General features: G+C 38.4%; 15 protein-coding genes, 2 pseudogenes and 1 riboswitch. Of the genes and pseudogenes, 10 read left to right on the top strand and 7 right to left on the bottom strand.

Features of this window, described 5'->3' with window-relative positions:
- Window positions 1–667: 667 nt before the first annotated feature.
- From pheS to SKA34_RS22935, 7 genes and pseudogenes are all read left to right on the top strand, one after another.
- Entirely contained in the window at window positions 668–1,651 is a 984-nt protein-coding gene (gene pheS / locus SKA34_RS12185; RefSeq protein ID WP_006645841.1) for a phenylalanine--tRNA ligase subunit alpha, read from the top strand.
- 20 nt (window positions 1,652–1,671) lie between these two features.
- Entirely contained in the window at window positions 1,672–4,059 is a 2,388-nt protein-coding gene (pheT, locus tag SKA34_RS12180; RefSeq protein WP_006645840.1) for a phenylalanine--tRNA ligase subunit beta, read from the top strand.
- A 488-nt stretch (window positions 4,060–4,547) separates the two neighbouring features.
- On the top strand, window positions 4,548–4,844 hold the full coding sequence (gene ihfA, locus SKA34_RS12175) for an integration host factor subunit alpha (RefSeq protein WP_005367406.1): 297 nt from the start codon (window positions 4,548–4,550) through the stop codon (window positions 4,842–4,844).
- Between the two features lie 203 nt (window positions 4,845–5,047).
- Entirely contained in the window at window positions 5,048–6,091 is a 1,044-nt protein-coding gene (locus tag SKA34_RS12170; protein ID WP_006645839.1) for a succinylglutamate desuccinylase, read from the top strand.
- Window positions 6,092–6,193: 102 nt separating this feature from the next.
- Entirely contained in the window at window positions 6,194–7,186 is a 993-nt protein-coding gene (btuC, locus tag SKA34_RS12165; RefSeq protein ID WP_039860434.1) for a vitamin B12 ABC transporter permease BtuC, read from the top strand.
- Between the two features lie 4 nt (window positions 7,187–7,190).
- Window positions 7,191–7,955 carry a vitamin B12 ABC transporter ATP-binding protein BtuD gene (gene btuD / locus SKA34_RS12160; RefSeq protein ID WP_006645837.1) on the top strand — a complete coding sequence of 255 codons (765 nt, stop codon included), beginning with the start codon at window positions 7,191–7,193 and terminating at the stop codon, window positions 7,953–7,955.
- A 20-nt stretch (window positions 7,956–7,975) separates the two neighbouring features.
- A pseudogene (locus SKA34_RS22935) lies at window positions 7,976–8,277 on the top strand (methyltransferase domain-containing protein); the annotation flags it as partial.
- On the opposite strand, the gene SKA34_RS12155 reads toward SKA34_RS22935, so the two are convergent.
- The 3 genes from SKA34_RS12155 to SKA34_RS12145 all read right to left on the bottom strand — a co-directional run bounded on the left by SKA34_RS12155 (window position 8,258) and on the right by SKA34_RS12145 (window position 12,027).
- The gene (locus SKA34_RS12155) at window positions 8,258–9,295 is read right to left on the bottom strand and encodes an FUSC family protein (RefSeq protein WP_006645835.1); all 1,038 of its coding nucleotides are present in this window, start codon (window positions 9,293–9,295) and stop codon (window positions 8,258–8,260) included. The pseudogene SKA34_RS22935 and the gene SKA34_RS12155 overlap by 20 nt on opposite strands.
- A gap of 178 nt (window positions 9,296–9,473) precedes the next feature.
- Window positions 9,474–11,159 carry a methyl-accepting chemotaxis protein gene (locus SKA34_RS12150; protein WP_086004119.1) on the bottom strand — a complete coding sequence of 562 codons (1,686 nt, stop codon included), beginning with the start codon at window positions 11,157–11,159 and terminating at the stop codon, window positions 9,474–9,476.
- A gap of 241 nt (window positions 11,160–11,400) precedes the next feature.
- The gene (locus SKA34_RS12145) at window positions 11,401–12,027 is read right to left on the bottom strand and encodes a thiol:disulfide interchange protein DsbA/DsbL (protein ID WP_006645833.1); all 627 of its coding nucleotides are present in this window, start codon (window positions 12,025–12,027) and stop codon (window positions 11,401–11,403) included.
- 209 nt (window positions 12,028–12,236) lie between these two features.
- On the opposite strand from SKA34_RS12145, the pseudogene yegD reads away from it, so the two are divergent.
- A pseudogene (gene yegD, locus SKA34_RS12140) lies at window positions 12,237–13,588 on the top strand (molecular chaperone).
- Between the two features lie 53 nt (window positions 13,589–13,641).
- Here the strand turns inward: yegD and SKA34_RS12135 are convergent.
- The 3 genes from SKA34_RS12135 to SKA34_RS12125 all read right to left on the bottom strand — a co-directional run bounded on the left by SKA34_RS12135 (window position 13,642) and on the right by SKA34_RS12125 (window position 17,459).
- A complete protein-coding gene (locus tag SKA34_RS12135) occupies window positions 13,642–13,950 on the bottom strand; it encodes a high-potential iron-sulfur protein (protein ID WP_006645830.1) in 309 nt (102 codons plus the stop codon).
- Between the two features lie 272 nt (window positions 13,951–14,222).
- Window positions 14,223–15,599 carry a sodium:alanine symporter family protein gene (locus SKA34_RS12130; protein WP_006645829.1) on the bottom strand — a complete coding sequence of 459 codons (1,377 nt, stop codon included), beginning with the start codon at window positions 15,597–15,599 and terminating at the stop codon, window positions 14,223–14,225.
- A 77-nt stretch (window positions 15,600–15,676) separates the two neighbouring features.
- A riboswitch (glycine riboswitch) is annotated at window positions 15,677–15,769 on the bottom strand.
- A gap of 364 nt (window positions 15,770–16,133) precedes the next feature.
- Window positions 16,134–17,459: a glycoside hydrolase family 18 protein gene (locus SKA34_RS12125; RefSeq protein ID WP_006645828.1), complete on the bottom strand. Its 1,326-nt coding sequence runs from the start codon at window positions 17,457–17,459 to the stop codon at window positions 16,134–16,136.
- Between the two features lie 497 nt (window positions 17,460–17,956).
- Here SKA34_RS12125 and SKA34_RS12120 point away from each other — a divergent pair, with 497 nt between their 5' ends.
- Window positions 17,957–18,658 (top strand): AraC family transcriptional regulator, encoded by a 702-nt coding sequence (locus SKA34_RS12120; RefSeq protein ID WP_006645827.1) that lies wholly within the window; start codon window positions 17,957–17,959, stop codon window positions 18,656–18,658.
- Window positions 18,659–18,745: 87 nt separating this feature from the next.
- Window positions 18,746–19,738 carry a J domain-containing protein gene (locus SKA34_RS12115; protein ID WP_006645826.1) on the top strand — a complete coding sequence of 331 codons (993 nt, stop codon included), beginning with the start codon at window positions 18,746–18,748 and terminating at the stop codon, window positions 19,736–19,738.
- Window positions 19,739–19,783: 45 nt separating this feature from the next.
- On the opposite strand, the gene SKA34_RS12110 is transcribed toward SKA34_RS12115, so the two are convergent.
- Window positions 19,784–22,876, bottom strand: a complete 3,093-nt coding sequence (locus tag SKA34_RS12110; protein WP_006645825.1) for an efflux RND transporter permease subunit — start codon at window positions 22,874–22,876, stop codon at window positions 19,784–19,786.

Genomic DNA, 22,876 nt, shown 5'->3' with positions numbered 1-22,876 from the left:
TTTCATTATTTGTCGTCAGATGTATGAGAAAAACGACGACAATGATTGCATATCTATATTGTTATTTCTTTATCGGTTTTAATTTTTATACAAAAAATAATAGTGTATCAATGTAACGGAATATAGTTATTTATCTTCGTTTTAGTGTGTTAGAACTAATTATTAAATAGATGAATAATTCCATAAATAAATCATTTAAAACAGAGTAATACAGTGCGTGTATGTGGTCGGTATGAGCCTAATTTGTTAGCGGGTTTTGCAGCATAATAGATATGCTAAAGAAGATCACTACATTACCCATGATAGTGAATGCAATACAAAGTAATTATCCGGCTCTTAAGATTTTTAATCGTTATGTGAAATCTTTCTGTCCATTGTTATTTCTTTTAAAGAGATGTAATAAAATTACTACTGTAGGGAGAGGGGTACGTAAAAAAAATGAGAAATAGGAATGCTCATACAATGCGATGATCTTCTTATTGTTAGGCCCTAATTGATTGAAATCCTCAAATTTTGCCGTTCAACCAATAAAGACGTTTTTTTTTCGACCAAACTTGCGCTTTTATTACGATTCAATTTGGATTTAGACGCTGCTTTCTTTAGTATGTATCGATACGCGATTTTATATCTCCCTTGAGTACGCCACCTGTGTGTGGATGAGGATACGATGCAACATCTAGACGAGATTATTGCCAACGCAACGGCAGCTATTGAGCAGGCTGATTCATTAGTCGCTCTGGACGAAGTCCGAGTTCAATTCCTAGGTAAGAAGGGTCACTTAACTCTTCAACTTCAAGCCCTAGGTAAATTACCACCAGAAGAACGTCGTACTGCAGGTCAAGAGATCAACAAAGCGAAACAAGCAGTGCAAACACTACTTGTAGAGCGTAAAGATAGCCTACAACGTGCAGAGCTTGAAGCTAAGCTTGCAGCTGAGACTATCGATGTTTCTCTTCCTGGTCGTCGTATTGAAAATGGTGGCTTACACCCAGTAACACGTACCATTGAGCGTATCGAAAGTTTCTTTGGTGAGCTTGGTTTTACCACTGAAGCAGGCCCTGAAATCGAAGATGCCTTCCACAACTTTGATGCGCTAAACATTGCTGAAGATCACCCAGCACGTACTGACCACGATACGTTCTTCTTTAACCCAGATCTAATGCTACGTACGCACACATCAGGTGTTCAGATACGTACAATGGAAAATGGTCAACCGCCATTCCGTTTCATTGCACCTGGTCGCGTTTACCGTAATGACTACGATCAAACTCACACACCAATGTTCCACCAAGTGGAAGGTATGTTAGTTGATGAAAACGTAAACTTTGCACAGCTCAAAGGTATTCTTCACGATTTCCTTTGTAATTTCTTTGAAGAAGAAGTTGAAGTACGTTTCCGTCCATCTTTCTTCCCATTTACAGAGCCTTCTGCTGAAGTTGATGTAAAAGGTAAAAATGGTAAGTGGTTAGAAGTACTAGGCTGCGGCATGGTACACCCTAATGTTCTACGTTCGGTTAACATCGATCCTGAGAAGTACTCAGGCTTTGCATTTGGTATGGGCGTTGAGCGTCTAACTATGCTTCGTTACGGCGTTAACGATTTACGTGCGTTCTTCGAGAACGACTTACGTTTCCTAAAACAGTTTAAGTAAGCACTAGGGGCTAGAAATCTATGAAATTCTCTGAATCTTGGCTACGCGAGTGGGTTAATCCTGCAGTAAACAGCGAAGAACTAGCTCACCAGATCACAATGGCTGGTCTGGAAGTTGACGGTATTGAAGCAGTTGCTGGTGAATTCACTGGCGTTAAAGTTGGTCAAGTGGTTGAGTGTGCACAACACCCAGACGCTGACAAACTGCGTGTTACAAAAGTGGATGTAGGTGCTGAAGAGCTTCTAGACATCGTTTGTGGCGCATCTAATTGTCGTCAAGGTATCAAGGTTGCTGTTGCAACGGTTGGTGCAGTGCTTCCTGGTGATTTTAAAATTAAGAAAGCAAAACTACGTGGTCAGCCTTCGCACGGTATGCTTTGTTCATTCACTGAGCTAGGTATTGATGTTGAGTCTGACGGCATCATGGAACTTGCAGAAGATGCAGTATTAGGTACTGACTTCCGTGAATTCCTAGGTCTTGACGATGTTACTATCGACGTTGATCTAACAGCTAACCGTGCTGACTGTCTAAGTATTGCAGGCCTTGCTCGTGAAGTTGGCGTACTTAACCGTGCTGAAGTAACTGAGCCTAAATTTGAGATCGTTGCACCTACAGCAGCTGACACTATCTCTATTGATGTTAAAGCACCTGTGGCATGTCCACGTTACCTTGGCCGTATTGTTCGTAATGTTAACGTTCAAGCTGAAACACCATTATGGATGCAAGAAAAGTTACGTCGTTGTGGTACACGCTCAATCGATCCAATTGTAGATATCACTAACTACGTATTACTTGAAATGGGTCAACCAATGCACGCATTCGATCTTGCTAAGATCGATGGTGGCATCGTTGTTCGTATGGCTGAGCAAGGTGAGAAACTAACACTTCTTGACGGTAACGAAGCTGAACTAAACGACAACACCCTAGTGATTGCAGATAACAAGCAAGCACTAGCAATTGCTGGTATCTTCGGTGGTGAGTTCTCTGGTGTTAACACTGAGACGAAAGACGTACTACTTGAGTGTGCATTCTTTGCTCCTGATGCTATCCGTGGTCGTGCTCGTAGCTATGGTCTTCACACTGATTCTTCACACCGCTTTGAGCGTGGTGTTGATGCAACACTACAAATGAAGGCGATGGAGCGTGCAACAGCACTTATCGTTGAAATTTGTGGTGGTGAAGTTGCGCCAATCGTTGAAGCTGAATCAGAAGCTGATTTACCAAAAGCTGCAACGATTGAACTTCGTCGCACTAAGTTAGACCGTCTATTAGGTCACTCAATTGCTTCTGAGGAGGTGATTGAGATCCTAACGCGTCTAGGCTGTGACGTTGAAACTACAGATGCTGGCTGGAAAGCTACAGCACCTGCGTGGCGTTTTGACATGGCAATTGAAGAAGATTTAGTGGAAGAAGTGGGTCGTATCTTCGGCTACAACAACATTCCAAATCAATCGCCAGTTGCTGCACTAAGCATGAATTTACACAAAGAAGCGAACCTTCCGCTCAAGCGTGTACGTGATCTGCTTGTTGATCGTGGTTACCAAGAAGCGATTACTTACAGCTTCGTTGAGCCTGAACAACAAAAACTTATCGTGCCTGAAATTGAGCCATTGATTTTGCCTTTCCCAATTTCTGCGGATATGTCAGCAATGCGTTTAAGCTTGTGGACTGGCTTACTAAATACAGTTGTGTTCAACCAGAAGCGTCAGCAACCACGTGTTCGTCTATTTGAAGCGGGCTTACGTTTTGTTCCTGAACAATCAGCAGAAAACGGTATGCGTCAAGAAATGATGCTTGCTGGTGTGATTGCAGGAAACCGTAGTGATGAGCACTGGGATATTGCAACTAACACTGTAGATTTCTTTGATCTTAAAGGTGACTTAGAAGCAGTACTTGAGCTAACAGCTATTGTTGCTGCATTTAGCTTCAAAGCAGCTAAGCACCCAGCACTTCACCCTGGCCAATCAGCAGCAATCGTTGTTGACGGCAAAGAAGTCGGTTTCATTGGTACGGTACACCCTGAGCTAGAGCGTAAGTTCGGCTTGAATGGTCGTACAATCATGTTTGAAATTGAGTGGGCTGCAATTAACACACGTATGCTTCCTGAAGCTGTTGTTGTATCTAAGTTCCCTGCAAACCGTCGTGATATCGCAGTTGTGGTAAACGAAGATGTATTAGCTGGTGAAGTTGTTGCTGCTTGTCGTGAAAACGGTGGTGAGCTACTGACAGATGTTAACCTATTTGACGTTTACACGGGTAAAGGCGTTGAAGAGGGTAATAAGAGCCTTGCAATTGCACTGACGCTACAATCAGCAGAACGCACATTAGAAGAAGCTGATATTGCGTCAGCAGTAGAAGCTATTGTTGCTGCATTAGCTGAAAAGTTCGGTGCATCACTACGTGACTAAGACTAGTTAATAAAGGTTAATAGCGTTAATTACAAAAATATTAACGTATTTAACTCTTTGTTTTTTAAAAGCAGCCGATAATGGCTGCTTTTTTTTTTGATCTTTATCCAAAAAATAATAAGACTCTGATTAATAGATATTTTTTACTTTTTCTGTTTTTTATAAAATAAAAATAATGTTAACTATATGTTTTTAAATGGTTTTGTTGTTGGTTTGTTTTGCTTTTATTTCAACTGGTTGCACAATAGAGCATGCGTAAAGCAAAAAATAAATTAGAAATTAACGTGAAGTTTACGTAAAAAAGTTGGCGGAAATCAGCAAGTTGGCTTAGACTGACACTAGTTGATAGGGAAGTAGAGATGTTAATCTCTTTAAGCACCAATGATAGGTGTTATTAACCTTATTAACGTAACCTTATTCACAGTAACGAATTGGAATGATGCCAGTATTGTTACTATACATTCAACATAGTCTTGAGGGAGTTATCTATGGCGCTCACAAAAGCCGATTTGGCTGAGAACCTGTTTGAGAATGTTGGATTAAGCAAACGGGACGCCAAGGATACGGTGGAAGTCTTCTTTGAAGAAGTTAGGAAGGCTCTAGAAAATGGCGAACAAGTAAAACTGTCTGGTTTTGGTAATTTTGACTTACGAGACAAAAACGAGAGACCAGGGCGTAACCCGAAAACTGGCGAAGATATTCCAATTTCTGCGCGTCGTGTAGTAACTTTCCGTCCAGGTCAGAAACTAAAAGCACGAGTAGAAACATTAGAAGTACCTAAATAAGCCCGTTTAACGCTTAGTCAAATCGAAACCCAAGTGAATTTATTCTCTTGGGTTTTTTATTACCTTTTGCTGAGAGAAGTGAATCTTTATGAGGTTGTAAGTTGTGATTGTGTTGCTATTGTGTTTAATGTTTGGTGTTTTATACTGGAGGTTAAAGTAATTAGAAGATTGTATTTCATAACGTTTATGTACATGGAGGTAATATGACGTTTGTTGATGAAGTGAAAAAAGGCCGTTTTTTATCGGCAACTTGTGATTTATCATTACCATTCACGGTGGACGAGTGGATCTTGGAATCTGGTATTCAATGTAAATTGTTGCAACGTGGTGTACTACAAATCACGCCGATAGAGCAAATGAGTACTGCAAAAGATATTGTTTTATCTTCTGGTGTACATGGCAATGAAACGGCGCCAATTGAATTAATACAGCAATTGGCTGAAGGCATATTACTTGGTCAAATTGAGCCTGTGCATCGGTTACTGTTGATTATTGCTCACCCTGAAGCTATCAATAACAAAACACGCTTTATTGATGAGAACATGAATCGTTTATTCAAAGTTCGGAATCAAGAAAGGAATATTGACTGTAAGATTGCAAATCAACTGCAAGAGGCTGTAAACAGCTTCTATGGCTCTTCTACAGTGATTCAGCCAGAAAAGTGGCACCTTGACCTTCACTGTGCAATCCGACGCTCAGAGCACTATACCTTTGCAGTTAGCCCATACAGCCATAAGTTATCACGTAGCAATAGTCTGTTTAGTTTTATTCAATATGCAAAAATTGAAGCGGTACTGTTAGCCAATGCTCCATCTTCTACCTTTAGTTGGTTTAGTGCTGAATATCATGGCGCGCAAGCATTAACGATTGAGTTAGGAAAAGTAGCGGATTTTGGAGAAAATGATTTAACATTATTATCATTTTTTAGTCATGCTTTAATGAAGTTAATAACTGAAAGTACGCTACCAATTAGTTGGAATAATGATGTTGAAGTTTATCGTGTAAATAGAACATTACTAAAACAATCAAAATCATTCTTTTTTTCTTTTCCTAATGACTTACCAAACTTTACCTTTTTTAAAGAAGGTACCTATCTAGGTCGTGATAATGAACAAGAGTTTTTTGCGGATGAAAAAGGAGAGGCCGTTGTTTTTCCTAATGCGAATGTAGCGTTAGGTCAACGAGCTGCATTAATGGTAAAAAAAGCACATATTATCTTTGATGAGCAGGTACGGCTATGTGGCTAAATTTTAAAAAAATCATGTTTTTAAAAATTATAATCTCATACTTTTGTTCTTTTACGAGAGGTTGTAAGGTATAGCTATCTTACCATTTTGACGATGGATCGTATGTCTATTAATGCATTATTAGCCCGTCAGCAATCACGCTGGCGGTTTAGTTTTTGGCTAATAGTTTTACTACTTATTAGTGTTTGTTTTTTTTCCTTATCCGTTGGTGAGTTGTGGATCAAACCATGGGCACCAGCTGGAGGCTTAGAAAAACAATTACTCCTACAGTTACGTTTACCTCGGTTATTAGCTGCACTGGCTATAGGAGCTGCTTTAGCCAGCTCTGGTGCAGTGCTGCAAGTCTTACTTGGTAATCCATTAGCAGAGCCGGGCGTATTGGGTATTTCCGGTGGTGCAAGTTTAGCGTTAGTTGCAGTATTTTTTTTCGTGCCATTTGCACCCTCTCCAATGCTTACCATGTTTACAGCTATGGGAGGCGCATTATTTTTTACAATGATTCTTGTAGGGCTCTCACGTCGACGTAGTGTTTCAATGACTCGATTATTACTGATTGGTGTCGCGTTGGGTATTTTGTCTAGTGCTGTTATTACTTGGGCATTTTATTTCAGTGATGAGCTTAGTATGCGTCAATTAATGTACTGGCTTATGGGTAGCCTTGGCGGAGTTAATTGGCAGCAATTATCTTTGCTATTTTTTATTGTTCCAGTGTTAGCTGTTTTATGTTGTCAGGGGAAAAAACTCGATATTTTAATGTTGGGAGAGCTCCATGCGCGACAACTTGGTTTAAATGTAACAAAGCTGCGCTGGAAACTGATCTTAATGGTATCGTTACTAGTCGGTAGTGCCGTCGCGTTAGCGGGAATTATTGGTTTCATTGGACTTGTTGTTCCGCATTTAATACGTTTAATGTTAGGTACAGAAAATCGTTTTTTATTGCCTCTATCTGCTTTAGCTGGAGGATTATTATTAGTGTGCGCCGATACGTTATCACGTATTTTACTGCCTTCAGCTGATCTTCCTGTTGGTGTCGTGACAACATCACTTGGTGCGCCAGTGTTTATTTGGATGCTTATGCGAGCAAAGTTGGACTAATAATATGCCAATGCTAATGATTAATCGTATTGCTGCTGATAATCGATTAGAGCCTTTATCTTTTTCTGTTGATAATGGTGAAATCGTGCATTTTATTGGTCCTAATGGTAGTGGTAAAAGTACCGCAATAGGGCTTATTTCTGGGTTATTTTCTACAGATGGTAATGTTACTTTGGAAGGGATGGAGCTAACGGATTATGATCTTGTTTCATTAGCTCGCGTGCGTAGTTATATGTCTCAGCAAGATAAGCTAAATTTTGCTATTCCTATATACCAGTACCTTTTAATGTCTTTTACTGCGCTAGGAGAAGTAAAAGACGTGATTAAACAAGCTGCAATTGATGAAGTATGTGGATATTTAGGTATTGCTGATAAATTATCGCGAAGTATTCAAGAACTCTCTGGTGGTGAGTGGCAGCGAGTGAGATTAGCTTCCGCTTGTTTGCAAGTTTGGCCGGCATTAAATCCCGACGCTAAATATCTATTACTTGATGAACCTGCGGCATCTTTAGATATTGGCCAAGAAGCGTCTATGTATAAATTGATACGAAAGATTGCGTCACAAGGGGTCGCTGTGATTATGGCTAACCATGATTTGAATCGAACATTACGTGAAGCCGACAAAGTGGTATTGCTTGAAGCGGGTTATTGTATTGCTGTTGGTAGCGCTCAGGAGGTAATGATTGTTTCACAGTTAGAGAAGGTATTTGGTACTGGTATTGTGAAAGTGAATTATCAAGGAATCGAAAATTTAGTGTTCGTTGATTAGGCAAGTGGTTTTTGCTTAGTGAGATCAAGCCAACTTCTATGTGTGATTTATTCTGTTGTGTTGGTGACTTTACGTTACATTGCCCAGAAGAGGTAAAGCATATTGCAGGTATTGAAATAGAGCCAGAAGCCATAGAGAGCGCTGAACACTATGCTGAAATAATGGTGTGACGAATTTACGTTTTGCGGCTTTAGATTCAACTAGTTTTTCGCAATCAAATGAAAGTGCACCAGAATTAGTCTTGGTTAATCCACCGAGGTGGGAGATTGGTGATCAACTTAATAATTTTGCACCAAAACACATTATTTATTCAAGTGAGAATAGTATTCACTTAATAGATGAGTAAGCTGTGAAAATTGGCGAGCTATCTCACGGTTAAGCCATAAATAACCATAGTAACTAATATTACTGGCATCACTTTGCTCATGGCTTTCCGTCGGCGGTAAAAGTGAGAGCATTTTTATTTCTTCTTGTTTAACCGGTAAAATATGTTGGTTTTCTATTTGAATAGCGAGAAGTGAGAATCGGTTTGCTAATTGTTCTTTGGCTTCCATCAGGCCTGGCATGTCGTTAATTTTATTCTGTCCTAACTGTTTATCCCACCTTGTGTGCAGTATTGAACCCATCATGGTAAATATTTGTTCTTCTGTCAGCATTATCTTAGTTAATAGCTGTTTACTGGCAATATTCTCATTTTTAGTATGTGGCTGAAGGCTAGTTTGTTTATCAAGTATGTTTGATAGGGGGGTGATATCTATAGGTTGAAAGTTTTCTGCCGCTATCTGCTGGTTATGCTGATGATAATAATTGCAACAGAGTTTGATGAACTGATGAGTGTAATTAAGATAATGATCCGTCGCACGAGCAGGAAAAATATATAAGCTACAGAAAATAGCGACGATAGCGGCCCAAAATACATTGATTGTGCGCCACATGGCAGCATGCAAATCCTCAGGCCCACCGCCAGCAACTACAACGACAGTTATAGCAACAACGAGTGCCGCATAAGAATATTTACCTTGTGTATAGTAAATTGCAGTAACTACTGTGGTGATTAAAATAATGTGGTGGAGCCAATTGTATGAAGTGGGTATTAAATAGAGAGATAAACCTATAATAGCCCCTAATATAGTTCCTGTTATTCGTTGATTAGCTTTAGATAAAACACCACCAAGAAAATGAATGCTGCCCATGATTGTTACTGTAGTGATCAGTGCCCATGAGCCATAAGGTAAGCTAAAGATTTGAATAATAGAGACAATAATACTAAGTGCAACAAACACGCGAAACACAAGTAGTTGGCGGAAATATTTGATTGCAAAGCGAGAATAATTCTTCATACACAACATTTGTTATAATTTTCTAAATCATACAAATAATGTGATGAAAGTCACCATTTAATTGTGTTGGATGAACTTATTAGTTAGCCGAAACATATGTGACGTTGGTGAATGTTAGATAAAAATAAAGGCACAATTAAGTGCCTTTAGTCGGTTTTGTAATTAGCATTAATGGCATTTATTGTGTTTTAAATTGCCCAACCAGTTGCTGCAATTTATGACCAGCGTCATCCAGCTGACTTACAATAAGTTCAGAGTTTTTATTTTCTCGAATCAAGTCGGTTACAATACTTTGGATAGAGCCCATATTGCCGCTTATCTCACCCGTTACTGCATTTTGCTCGGTTGAGGCTGTTGCAATTTGATTTATCTTGCCATTTATTTCGGTGACGGCTTCTGTGACAGAAATAAGGTTATTTGAAATCTGATTTGTTGAACTTACCACATCATTACAAGATGTCTGACTTTTATCCATCGCTTGAACGGCCTGCGTAACCAAACTATGTAATTGATCTAGCATTTCATTAATTTCTAATGTACTACTTTGAGTACGACTAGCAAGCCCACGTACTTCATCGGCAACAACGGCAAAACCGCGACCTTGTTCACCGGCACGTGCGGCTTCAATAGCGGCATTTAATGCAAGTAGGTTCGTTTGATCAGCAATATCACCAATTACTTTTAGTACATTGTTAATATTATGCGATTGCTGATTTAGTGCATCAATGTAGCCAGAAGCTTGGGTTACTTCATCTACTAACGTATTTATTGATACTAATGATGTATCTACTTGTTGCTGAGCGATAAGTGCAACATCACTCATTCTTTCAGTGCCAGAAGCAACATCGTTCGTGTTTTCAGCTATCTCATTTGCAGCAAGGCTCATTTGTTCTACGGCAGCAACGACTTGTTCTGTTTCGCAATTATGCTCGTTTAGTTTATCGGTTAAGGCATTAGTTTGATTATGTACATTATGAGCCGTTGTTGTCAGGCTATCTGTCGTCGCTGAAACTTGAGAAATAATACTTTGTAGTTTATTAGCAAAACGATTAAATGCTTTACCAAGTTGTGCAATTTCGTCATTACCTTCAACCACCAGACGTTTGGTAAGATCACCTTCACCATCTGCAATATCGTTCAGTGTTTTAACCATACGCTCAACTGGCTTAATGATACGGCTTGTGCTTAATAAAATAATAATGGCAGAAATAACGGCTAAAATTATCGTAATAAAAGCGACAGTATTAATACGATCTTTCATATCAGCATGAATCTGCGCTGTGTATTGTTCAACACTTTTGTTTATGTCATCTAAGTATAAGCCTGTACCAATAAACCATTTATTGTTATTAAGCGTAATCGCATAACTTTCTTTGGGTTGAGCTGGCTGGTTTGCTTTTTTAGGAAAGCTGTATTTAACAAACTGTCCATTATTTTTAGCCGCATTAATTAATACTTTGATGTAGGCAACGCCGTTAGCATCAGTCGCGCCAATTTGCTCCGTACCTTGAATTGAAGGTTTAAGAGGGTGGGCAATATTTACGCCATCCATTGTGTAGATAAAAAAGTAACCTGCATCATTGGCTGCAAAGCGAATAGGCGTAATAAGTTGGCGGATTTCTTCAAGCTGTGTTGCTTCATCACTGTTTTTAGAAATGATATTTTCAATAGCGTGCTTAGTAATAATGACCGCGTCTTTGAGTTCTTGTTGTCTTTCTGAAATAAGCTCTTGCTTATAATGCGCTATATTTTTTGTTAGAGATTGGTTCTCTAAATAGATGACGATACACATCGCTATACCGAGAATAGCGATCATAGGCAATAAGCTTAGTAGTAATAATTTATGCTTAAGTGTGTTGATCATAATTCCATTTGCCTTATCCATTATTAATCACTGATATCCATACAAGAGCGTTTATTATGTAGTATGTACATATAAGTGTATGTAATGATAAGAGCAAAATATTACCTGTGGATGTGTCTTTGATATTTGTTCAATTAATAGTGTAGTTGTTGCAGATGTTTTCATTGGAGGGTATAAAAATGAGAATTGCATCAATAAAAATACCTACCTCATTGGTAGGTATTTTTTTAAGAGCATGAATTTATTTTTTATTTTTAAGGTATGTAATTGTGTTTGCCATATCTTGTAAGCTGTCGTGAGAACTTGTATTAACAAGGTATTTGCCATTGATCAGGAATGCTGGCACAGCTTGTAATGCGGCATTACGAACAATATCTTCAGATTGTTGGAATAGCTTAAAGATTTCAGCTTGCTGTTCTTTTGTTAACTCAGAAGGGCTTTTTAAACCGTTATCATGGAAGATTTTCGCTAATGCTGCTTTGCGTTGAGCATCTGTTAAATCTTTCGGTGAGTCTTGTACGAATGAAAATAACGCTTCTACTAGTTTATGGCTAGGTTCGTTATTCGTTTGAATCATTGCTGCGTAGAAGATAAATGCAGCTTTTTGAGCGCTTTCATTGAAAATAACGTGTACTTGGTTAATGTCTTTGGTGTCTGATAATTTTTGAATCTCTGGCAGCAGACCTTCCATATTACGGCAGTGCCCACAAGACAGTGCAAAGATCTCTGTGACAGCAGGCATGTTAGGCATTGGAGTTGGAATGACAGAATACTTATCACCTTCTTGGGGTGTTTTAGAATCAGAACATGCTGTTAATGTTAATGCTGCTAATAGTACAACGAAGAAAGATTGGTAAATACGTTTCATTGTGGTCTTCTTTATAGAATTAAATAAAGAGTATTATGGCGATAATTAAATAACATTGCATCGTAAAGTTACAAAATGACACTATTTTATCGAATGTTAGTGCTATTTTTCTGATGAATAGAGGTAAAGATATAGCGTGAATAACTCAGTGAAAAGCATATATTGATGGGGTATTATTGCTGGCTTTATTATTGCTTTGAGTGCTTCAAATGTTTATTGGATTTGATTATGGGACTGCGAATTGTTCAGTCGCAAGAATGGTAAATGGTAACCCCGAACTGTTACCGCTAGAACACAATAATCATTTTATTCCATCGACATTGTGTGCCCCTACACGAGAGGCGGTATCAGAGTATCTATACCGTTTTATGGGTATATCCCCAACAGGCAGTGTTGGGGAGCAAGTATTACGTCGCGCAATGGCTCTTAACCGTGAAGAAGATATTGAAATTTTTCGTGGTGATTTACAGTTTGGTGAAGCCGCACTGAATACGTATTTGTCTGATCCAGAAGAAGTTTATTACGTTAAATCCCCTAAATCTTTTCTTGGTGCCAATGGCTTACGTGACGCGCAGATCAGTTTTTTTGAAGATCTTGTTTGCGCTATGATGGCGAATATTAAACATAATGCAGAGCAGCATCTTCAATCAGATATTACCCAAACAGTGATTGGTCGTCCGATTAATTTTCAAGGGACTGGGGGGGAAGCTGCAAATATTCAGGCTGAAAAAATTCTCTCTCAAGCAGCAAAGCGTGCTGGTTTTAAGGATGTTTCGTTCCAGTTCGAGCCCGTAGCGGCAGGGCTTGAGTTTGAATCAACGTTAACTGAGAATAAGACAGTACTTGTGGTTGATATCGGCGGTGGTACTACAGACTGCTCACTCATAGAAATGGGCCCGAAATGGATTAACGCGTTAGATAGAACCCAATCTCTGTTGGCTCATAGCGGGCAGCGTGTTGGTGGGAATGATTTAGACATTCATCTTGCTTTTAAAAATTGATGCCAGAATTTGGCTTAGGGAGCAAAACTGCACGAGGTATTGATATGCCGTTTAGTCAATTTTGGAATCCTATCGCAATTAATAATGTCGCGGCACAAACTGAGTTTTATTCTGAGGCTAATTTACGTGCGTTGGAAAAGTTACGTTATGACGCTGCCGATTCTGAAAAACTAAGCCGGCTTATTCATGTTTATCATGAAACCTTGGGTTACCAAATTGTACGACGTGCAGAAGAAGCTAAAATAGCGTTATCTGAGCAAGATAAATATCGTGTTGATATTTCAATAATCAACGACTTATTTGCAGTTGATATTACCGCCAAGCAATTTGCAGAAGCCATCGTAACCCCAACAGATAAGATGCGTGATCTTATCGTGGAAGTGTTGGCACAGAGTAATAAAAAACCAGATGTGGTATTTATGACGGGAGGAACTGCGCGATCTCCAATTTTAAGACAGTGTATTGAACAGCAGTTGCCAGATATTCCTATTGTGAGTGGTAATTTCTTTGGTTCAGTTACAGCTGGATTAGCACGTTGGTCTGAACGTTGTTACCGATAATTTAAATAAAGTAATAAAAAGGCCTTTGATATGGCCTTTTTATTTGAAAAGAGTTAAGCAGGTTTAGGGGCGTAAGCAGAGCACCATCCTTTAGCATTAACAAGCTTACCAGGAAATATTTTACATGGTCGCCATGCTGCGCTTGCATCACCTTCAATAAGCATACAGCTATTACAATTACTGTCGCCTTTGGTGGATTCGTTAACATAATTTAGTGCTTTTGCCTGTGGGTCATCAATAGACAAATGAGGAACTTCAGCGGCTTGAGCCGGTTTTACTAATAGCTTGCTTCCAATACTCAGACCAATAATTCCACCAACAGTTAATTGTAAAAATCGCCGACGTGAAGATTGACTTTTCATTGTAATGTCCTTTTTAAGCATATGAGTTTCAACTCATTTAACTTACTAATTATTAAAGTAGGGGATAATCAATAAGTAACCATCGTATTATCTACCAATATAGTAGATAAGGGATGAATAAAGCTGTTTATTTAATCTACTCATAGATTAAATCAATATTACGTGAGTAATGTCAAAATAGATTAATTTCGCTGAACTAAAGGGAAAGAGAGAAGTATGAGCCTCACAGTAGTAAGGCTCGTAAGTATTCTATTTTATAACTCAGAGACGGGTTAGCTATTTTCTAGCTTTAATTTCGTGAAAAATGTCTGTGTTTCAGCAATAACTACGTGGCGTAATACAACGAGACCAATAAGGTTAGGGATCGCCATTAAGCCATTAACGATATCCGCAATCACCCAAATCATATCTAGCTGCATGAAGGCGCCGCCAGCGATAAGTATAAGGAAAAATAACTTGTAAGGTAAAATTGCTTTCACGCCGAAAAGGTAAGTAATACAACGCTCTCCATAATAATTCCAACCTAATATAGTGGTAAATGCAAAGAACATTAAGCCAATAGAGACCATTAATGGGCCGTAATAGCTCGAATTTAGACCTTCTGCAAAAGCATGCGTTGTCATTGCGGCACCTGCAAAATCAGAAGACCAAGCGCCAGTAACAATCAAGGTTAGACCTGTCATCGTACAGATAATGACGGTATCAAAGAAAGTACCTGTCATAGAGATAAGACCTTGACGTACACAGGATTCAGTTTGTGCGGCAGCTGCTGCAATAGGTGCACTACCTAAGCCTGATTCATTCGAGAATACCCCGCGAGCAATACCAGACTGAATAGCAAGCATGATCCCTGCGCCAACAAAACCACCTGAAGCTGCATGACCTGTGAATGCGGATTCAATGACTAAGCTAATGGCATGTGGAATAGCATCAAAATTACTCGCTAATACACTGATACAAGCAATGATGTAAAAACCAGCCATGAGTGGAACAACAGTACTAGCGACACTTGAAATTGATTTAATACCACCAAGCGTTACTGTCGCAACCAATACTGTTAAAATAACAACGGTGATTTCTTTCGGTACATTGAAAGAAATCTGTGCAGCTTCAACAATGGCGTTCGCTTGTGGGAAAGTACCAATACCAAAACAAGCAACACCAACGGCAAAAAGTGCGAACAGTTTCGCTAGCCACTTACTACCAACACCTTTTTCTATGTAGTACATTGGGCCGCCTAAAATTTGGCCATTACTGTCTACTTCGCGGTATTTTACAGCTAATAAACATTCTGCATATTTAGTAGCCATACCTAATACAGCAGCAAGCCACATCCAGAAAAGTGCACCAGGGCCACCAAGTTTAATTGCAGTGGCTACACCGACAATATTACCTGTACCAATTGTTGCAGAAAGGGCAGTACATAGTGCGGCGAAGCTAGAAACATCTCCTTCACCTTTACTATCAGCATCTTTTTTGCCACCAAATACATAGCGTAATGCCAGTGGTAGATAGCGGAATTGGATAAAACCAAGACGGATGGTTAAGTACAAACCTGTACCGACTAATAAGATCAGTAATGGCGGTCCCCAAACAAGACTGTCAAAGGTTTTAAGAAAATTAAAAATTGTATCGTGTAGTGGATTCATTATTCCTCCTTTAAACTTCAAAGGAAGAGATATAGAACAACATAAATGTTGGATGCAGATAATATCTGGTTGCTGCTCTTATCTCCTCTGTCCTTTTGCCTGAGAGTTTCACCCATATAGGGCTTGCTCCTTCGGCGCTCGATTTAACGAGTCTCTCCAGAGGCTCCTCCAACAACAGTCCATACCTATCGTAAAATACGACATGGTGCCTGAAAGATTTACGATTTAATCAATTGAGGGGCTCAATTGATTAAAGTGCTTACTTCTTCGGCGGGCGTAAGAGATACCATCATGGTAATTTCTTTTGCCGCTCTCCTGCTGTCTTCATCGGAACTCATATTTCGGATTGCAATGTTAGGGTAATGAAATGTGATTGTCAGCAAAAAATTTGTGCAAAGAGTGAAAAATGTCTAAAAGTAAAAAAAATAAGCGGGTAATGAGAACAGAAATTTGTTAGTGGACAAAAAACAAGCTTACTTATCGGGAAAGTATGCTTATTAGTATATGGAATCAGTTTATATAAACAAGATGTCGTTATTGTTTGAAGTTTTTGCTGAGTAATCTTATTAACTCATGGTTGTGATCTGATGTCGCTTCCCAACCAAAAACGCCACCGAGTTTATGTTTCTTCACATAATCAGCTTTAGCTTGTAATGAACGCTTATCTTCAAAACTGATATATTCATTCTTCTTTCGGCTAAATAAGACGGCAGCTTCCGCCTTTTCATCGTAATAGTACTGGTAACCCATTTTTTTATTGTTGATTAAATATTTCACAATATCGGAGTAGTTAAAATAACCAGGGTCTGCAATATCTGAACCTTTATCGATTGTTCCTTTACTACTTAACCCTTCGAGTTTATCAGTAGAAGCATTGTCGACACCTTTCCAGCCTCGACCATAAAAGGGGCTACCAATAATGACCTTCTTTCTGTCAACTCCTTGCTTTAATAAGGCATTTACTTGGCTATCAACTGACATATCATCAGGTGTTAACGGGGTACTATATAAATTACTATGGTGACCAACCGTAGGACCCCAACTGCCTAAAAAATCAAAGCTCATTAAGAATATTTGATCGAGATCTTGCGAGACTTTCTTCCAATCAATACCGGGTAATGTTTTAGGTGCAGCATTCACTGCTGCTGAAAGTTGATAGGTACGCTGATTTTCTATACCTAATGTATTTAATTGGGTACGAAGTTCGTGAATTAACTTTGTGTATGCAAGACGTTCACTCTCAATATTATCATTGCCTAAGCCTGATAAACCATGTCCACCGGGGTATTCCCAATCGATTTGAATGCCGTCGAAGAAATCGTATTTTTGTATTAATTTTATAGCGCTATCAACAAATGTTTTTCTGTATTCATCGTTTAACGCCACAGTATGGAAAGGCTCAGATAATGTCCAACCGCCAAAACTAGGAAGAATAGATAAATTTGGATTGTCGTATGAAAGTAACTTTAATTGACCGAAGTTACCATGGTAGCTAACTTTATTTGATGTCTTACCGTTCAGTTTCATTTGAAGTGCGGCATAGTCATCTAAGACGATAGCGGTACCTATTGGTTTATTTTTACATTGGGTTTTCATTATTTTTTTTATGTTGTCGGGGGAGGCATTAATAGGTCCGCAGACAGCAAGAAAAGCATAAATAATATGCGTCAAATCATTAACAGGAAGCATGTTGGCACTGTAGGGCGTTTTAGGGGTATACACTTTCCAATCTGGATAATAAGCAGCAATAACAGGTGATGAATGCTTTATTGTCTGAGATGCGACTTGATTGGAAAAAAAACAACTAAGAAAAGTTGCGGTAATAACGGAAAAATAATAATTCCGTGAGAAATTACGCATTGATAGATCCCTAATCTCGAAACATAAATTAATATCCAATAAGTATTCTATCGCTGTTTGTTTTTATTTAGTTATGCGAATTGTTATACATTATGACAATGATCACAAAGATACACTAAAAAGCAAACTTTATATGTAAAAATTTGTATTAAAAATACGGTATTTGTTTTTTTTTGCTACAAACTATTTCTGTTTTTTTTATACGGAATTGTTATTTCAACGAATACTTAATATTCATTATGTTATAAAAGAGTTGTCATTATTGCTAAATATACGAATGCAGTTATCAATTAATTAGGGCTATAACAAAATCATTGTCTCGTTACTAATAATTAAGAACATGTAATGTGACTGGATAAATTAGTGTTTGTAACCATTATTAGCCATATTAATAAATATAAATAATTAATATTTGAACAAATTAGGAAGTATATTGTTTTGTGATAAAGGATGATCATCAAAGAAACCTATTAAGAGAATAACCAACAGGTGATGATGTGATTTGGGTTAATTGTTGTCATAAAGAAAAACATACCAGTACAAAAGATATTCTACTGCAGTATCATAATCTTGTTGATGTATCGCCATTTGAAATACTATCAACAATGACAGGTTTTGAATTAATTTTCATTGAAATACAAGATTCACAATCAAATGGTTTTAAATTATTACGTACAATAAAACAACGTTTTCCTGATGTGAAGATTGTTATTGTTTATCATGATTTAGATGCTGAATTGGCTGTGTCTGCTTTGCGAGCTGGAGCGGAAGATATTTTGTCGAGTAATGCAATTCGTCAAAAAGTTGATGCCTGCTTAACACGGTTACATACTCATGACGATAATATGATAAATGTTGAAGATATTTCTCAGCGAGAACTTTCGATCCTTCCAGCTTTAACAATTATCGACAAAGATATCAGCGCTCCTTTGCGGGAAGAAGAGTTAGCGAGTGCATGTCAATTTTCTTCGACGTACTTCTCTCGTTTATTTCACAATATAATGGGAGTGACACTCAAGCAGTACATTATTAAAAAGCGGTTAGACTTAGCGTGTGGTCTCTTAAGTTCAGATCAAGAAAAAATATCAGCCGTTGCCTCATCTGCTGGATTTAAAGATGTGTCTTACTTTTCGAGAGTATTTAAAAAGCACATTGGTTGTTCCCCTGGTGAATTTCGTGCCAGTCGTCAAAAAAAATGAAATTTGTTGTCGTATATTTAATTAATAGTTGCTAATTAAACATCCTTATTGCAGAGTATTTTAACGTCACCGTTACTAATATTTACAATGACAACATACCATGAGCTACTGGGAACAACAGAATATTCAACAACCAGTGATATAAAAAAGCGTTATAAATTGTTATCTCATCGATTGCATCCTGATAAATCTGGTTCTGTTATTTTAATGCAATTAATTTCGCATGCTTATAATGAAGTATTATGTGGTAATGGTAATAAGCATTGCGAATTAATCCATATTAAACATGATAAAATATTATTAACAAAGAAGTATGCTGAAAAATTAAAGCAAGAGTTAGATCTTCAAAAAATAAATAATATCGAATTAGAACAACTAATCTTAGAATTAAGAAAAAAATTAGATCATCAATCGTGTGAGAATAAACGATTAACGGAAATGTTAGAAAAGGAACAAAGAAAAAATATTATTAGTACAGTGCTGCCTTATGAAAATAAGGCGAGGGGAAAAAGATACCGAATAATTAAATTTGGATTAGCTATAGCTTCTGTTGTATTGAATATCGGATTAGCCGTCGCAGCAATAACACTCTTAAATTCAAATGATACTAAAAAGGTAACTTCAAAGATAGAAAATAGGTTGATAGAACCAGTTGTAATTCCACAAAAAGTTGCTGTTGAAGAGCTTATTCCACCTAAGCCAAAATTAACGACACATCGACCGTTAGAGATAACACAAGTAGTCGGAGAATGGAGTTTATTCCAACCAATAGATCAGCCTCCTTACATTGCAATACGTAATCAAGCAGGTTCTTACATTGTGCAGCGCTGTGATCTCCAATTTTATTACTATGCCAACATGACTCAGCAACGAACGTCATTACCCGCTAATTTACGTTTTATGTATCAACAGCAGAATTTTTTGGTTTATAACATTGATTATGGAATAGGTTCAGAACGTGATCATTGGGTAAAGAGTCAAAGCATTAAAATTAATAGAGAGTATTTTTCTAATGCTTCTTTTTTAGATTCTAGCCAAATACTCAAACAGCGTTGTGATAGGGGGATAGCTTATAAATAAAGCCCAATATATTACTTGAAGAGATAAACATTGGGCTTTGTTTTATTAGGCCGTTTGTAATGGCATTTCATGTTGTTGTTTACGTTTCATCAATAGCGTAAAAGCTGCAGGCACAAAGTAGAAAGAAAGCAATGTGGTTAATACTGTACCACCTGCAATGGTGACGGCAAACGGAGGCCAAAAGCCGCCACCTTCTAACATCAGAGGAATAAATCCACCAACGGTTGTAATCGTGGTTGATGTTATATGTCGTGTACAACTCATTACGGCAATATGAATAGCCTGTTTATCACCATTTAATGCGTTAGGGTCTGCTTTTAGCTCGGAAAGAATGACAATAGCGGCATTGATCGCCAAACCAATTAAGCCGAGTAAACCAATAATGACTGTAAAGCCAAATGGATAATTAAACAGCCATACTGAGAGCAGCCCTAGCCCAGATGCCATAAAGCCAACGGTGAAAATGATCAAACTTAATCTAAAGGAATTAAATGAAATCACAACCACCATAATCATGAGAGTAAACACCATGGATAGATTGGCGATGAGGTTACCAACAGACTTATCTCGCTCTGCAGATTCACCTCCAATTTCAACGGTATATCCAGCGGGTAATGTCGTCATATATTGATTGAGCTTTATTTTAAATGCATTCAATGCTGTTTGCGGTAAAACACCTGCTTCTAAATAGCCTTCAATAACATTAATTCGTTGACCATTTCGATGTGGTATTGCGCCACGTGTTGGGGTCAGTGATAGATCTGCTATGGATGAAATAGCAATACCTGAAAACTGATCACTTGCATGGTTATTAACCACTGGAATATGAAGGTTTGCTAAGTTCGTCATATTTTCGCGAGAGAGGTTATCCACTCGAACACGAATAGGGATTGCTTCTGCACCTTCGATAATATTGCCGTTAGTGATCCCAATCAGTGATGCTTGCAAGAGATCTGCGATTTGAGTGAGGTTTAAACCGCTTAATTGGCTGGCTTGTTCATTCACATCCACACTGACTTTCGGTAAACCTGATAATAATGTTTCACGGGTATGCGTAACATTTGGCGTACTCGCCATCAATAAACGGATATCTTCACCAATGGTTTTCAATTTATCAAGGTTATTGCCGTATAAACGTACTTCAAGTGGCGCATTAAACGGAGGGCCTTGTTCTAACTTACGAATTAAAATTTGTGCCTCTGGGATCGCTTTATCTAATTGCTTTTGCAGTTTAGGGATCAGTGTATTAGCAACTTTAAAGTTATTGGTTTTGATCATCGCCTGAGCAAAGTTAGGTGTGCCTTGTTGGTTAGCGACCATGTTGTAGTAAAACGAGGGGAAATTCGTTCCAATTAACCAATTAACTTGTTCGATATCCTTATATTCATTAAGTAAGTGATCGATTTTTTTTGTGGTTGCTGCCGTTGCATTAATACTCGCTTGTGGCGTTAAAAACACTTGGATCTCGAACATATCACGATCAGAAGGTGGGAAAAATTGTTCGGTTAACTGAGATGCACTCCAGATACCAACAAAAGGTAATACTGACATTGTAATGAGCGCTAATAACGGACGTTTAATTGCCATTTTTACGGTATTACCAAATACATTCGCAAACCAAGGTAGGGTTAATCCTGTTTGGTACCATGCATTATTTTGGGTTTGTTTAGGAAGCCAACGCGCTGCGAATCCTGCAACCAGTGTATGAGCAATAAGATAAGAACCGATCAGAGAAAAAGATACGGTGATAGCAATAGCACCTACAAATTCACCGGCAGGACCTGGCATTAAGAAAATAGGGGCAAAGGCAAGAATGGTTGTCAGTGTTGAACCAAGTAACGGAACCCATAAATGTTGAATAGCTTTTAAGGCTGCATCGATTCGTTCAAGACCTTTCTTACGATAATGTTGAATAGTATCTACCATTACAATCGCATTATCGACCATGATCCCAAGCGCAACAATTAACCCCGTTACCGACATTTGGTTCATCGGTAATCCAGTAAAATGCATTAAAGCGAGGGTGAATAAACAAGTAAGTGGTAATGATAGAGCAACAATAAACGCAGAACGGATCCCGAGAGTAATAAATAATACGATTAATATGAGCGAGAAGCCGAGCAATAAATTTTGGGCTAAGTCAGTAAGACGAACTTGGGTATAGCCTTGCTGCTCAAAGATACGATTGAGTTTTATATTACTCGGAAGCTCTTGTTCAAATTGAGACAGAAAGTGATGAACGCTCTTTGTCCATTGATCAACGCGAAGATGAGGCTGCATACGCGCAGCAACAATAACTGCGAGCTTTCCATCAATAACTGCTATCTCAGCTGCTGGGTTTGTTTGCTGACGTTGAATGGTGGCTATATTTTCTAACCGCACAAGATGGCCGTTACTATCAATCGTAATAGGTACTTGTCTTATACGGTCGAGTGAGTCTAAAGAATCTGCAATTTCTAGACTAAATCGGCTTTGTCCATTTACCAGTTCACCTGCAGCATTTTTTGCATCTGCACCTTGTATGGCAGAAGAAATCGAAATGGCTGAGCGTCCTAATGCACTAACGGCAACAGGATCAATTTTTACCACCACTTCTTCTTCGGGTAAGCCATATTCATCAACAAACTCTGTACCATTGAGCGCACGTAGGCGGTTACCTAATTCAATCGCATAACGGCGTAGAGTGAGTAAATCTGTGGGATAGCGACCTTGCCATGTCAGCGCTGTAATAACGGTAAAGGCATAAGAATGATCGCTGTCTAAATTAGGAACAGAAGCGCCGTCTGGTAGATTCGGTGTGATATCAGAGAGTTTATCTCTTGCATCAGACCATACGGGTTCTGAATCGGTAACGCTGTCTTTTAGTTCTATACTGACAAGCGAAATACCCGGACGAGAAACCGATGTAATATTATTAATGTCATCTATTTGTCTTAGTTTATTTTCAATTTTCTCGGTAACGAGCGCTTCAACACGTTCAGCTGTTGCCCCCGGGTAATGAGTTATAATCGAAGCGTTACGATTATTAATTATTGGATCTTCAGCTCTTGGCAACGAAGATAAGGCAGAGAGACCACTCACGATCAATAAAGCGACAGCCAAAACCAGTAGGCGGGTATTAGAAAGTATACGTTTCAT

Source organism: Photobacterium sp. SKA34 (assembly GCF_000153325.1).
Classification (GTDB): domain Bacteria; phylum Pseudomonadota; class Gammaproteobacteria; order Enterobacterales; family Vibrionaceae; genus Photobacterium.
The sequence above is the reverse complement of the archived record's forward strand: the minus strand, read 5'-3'. Positions and strand labels throughout refer to the sequence as shown.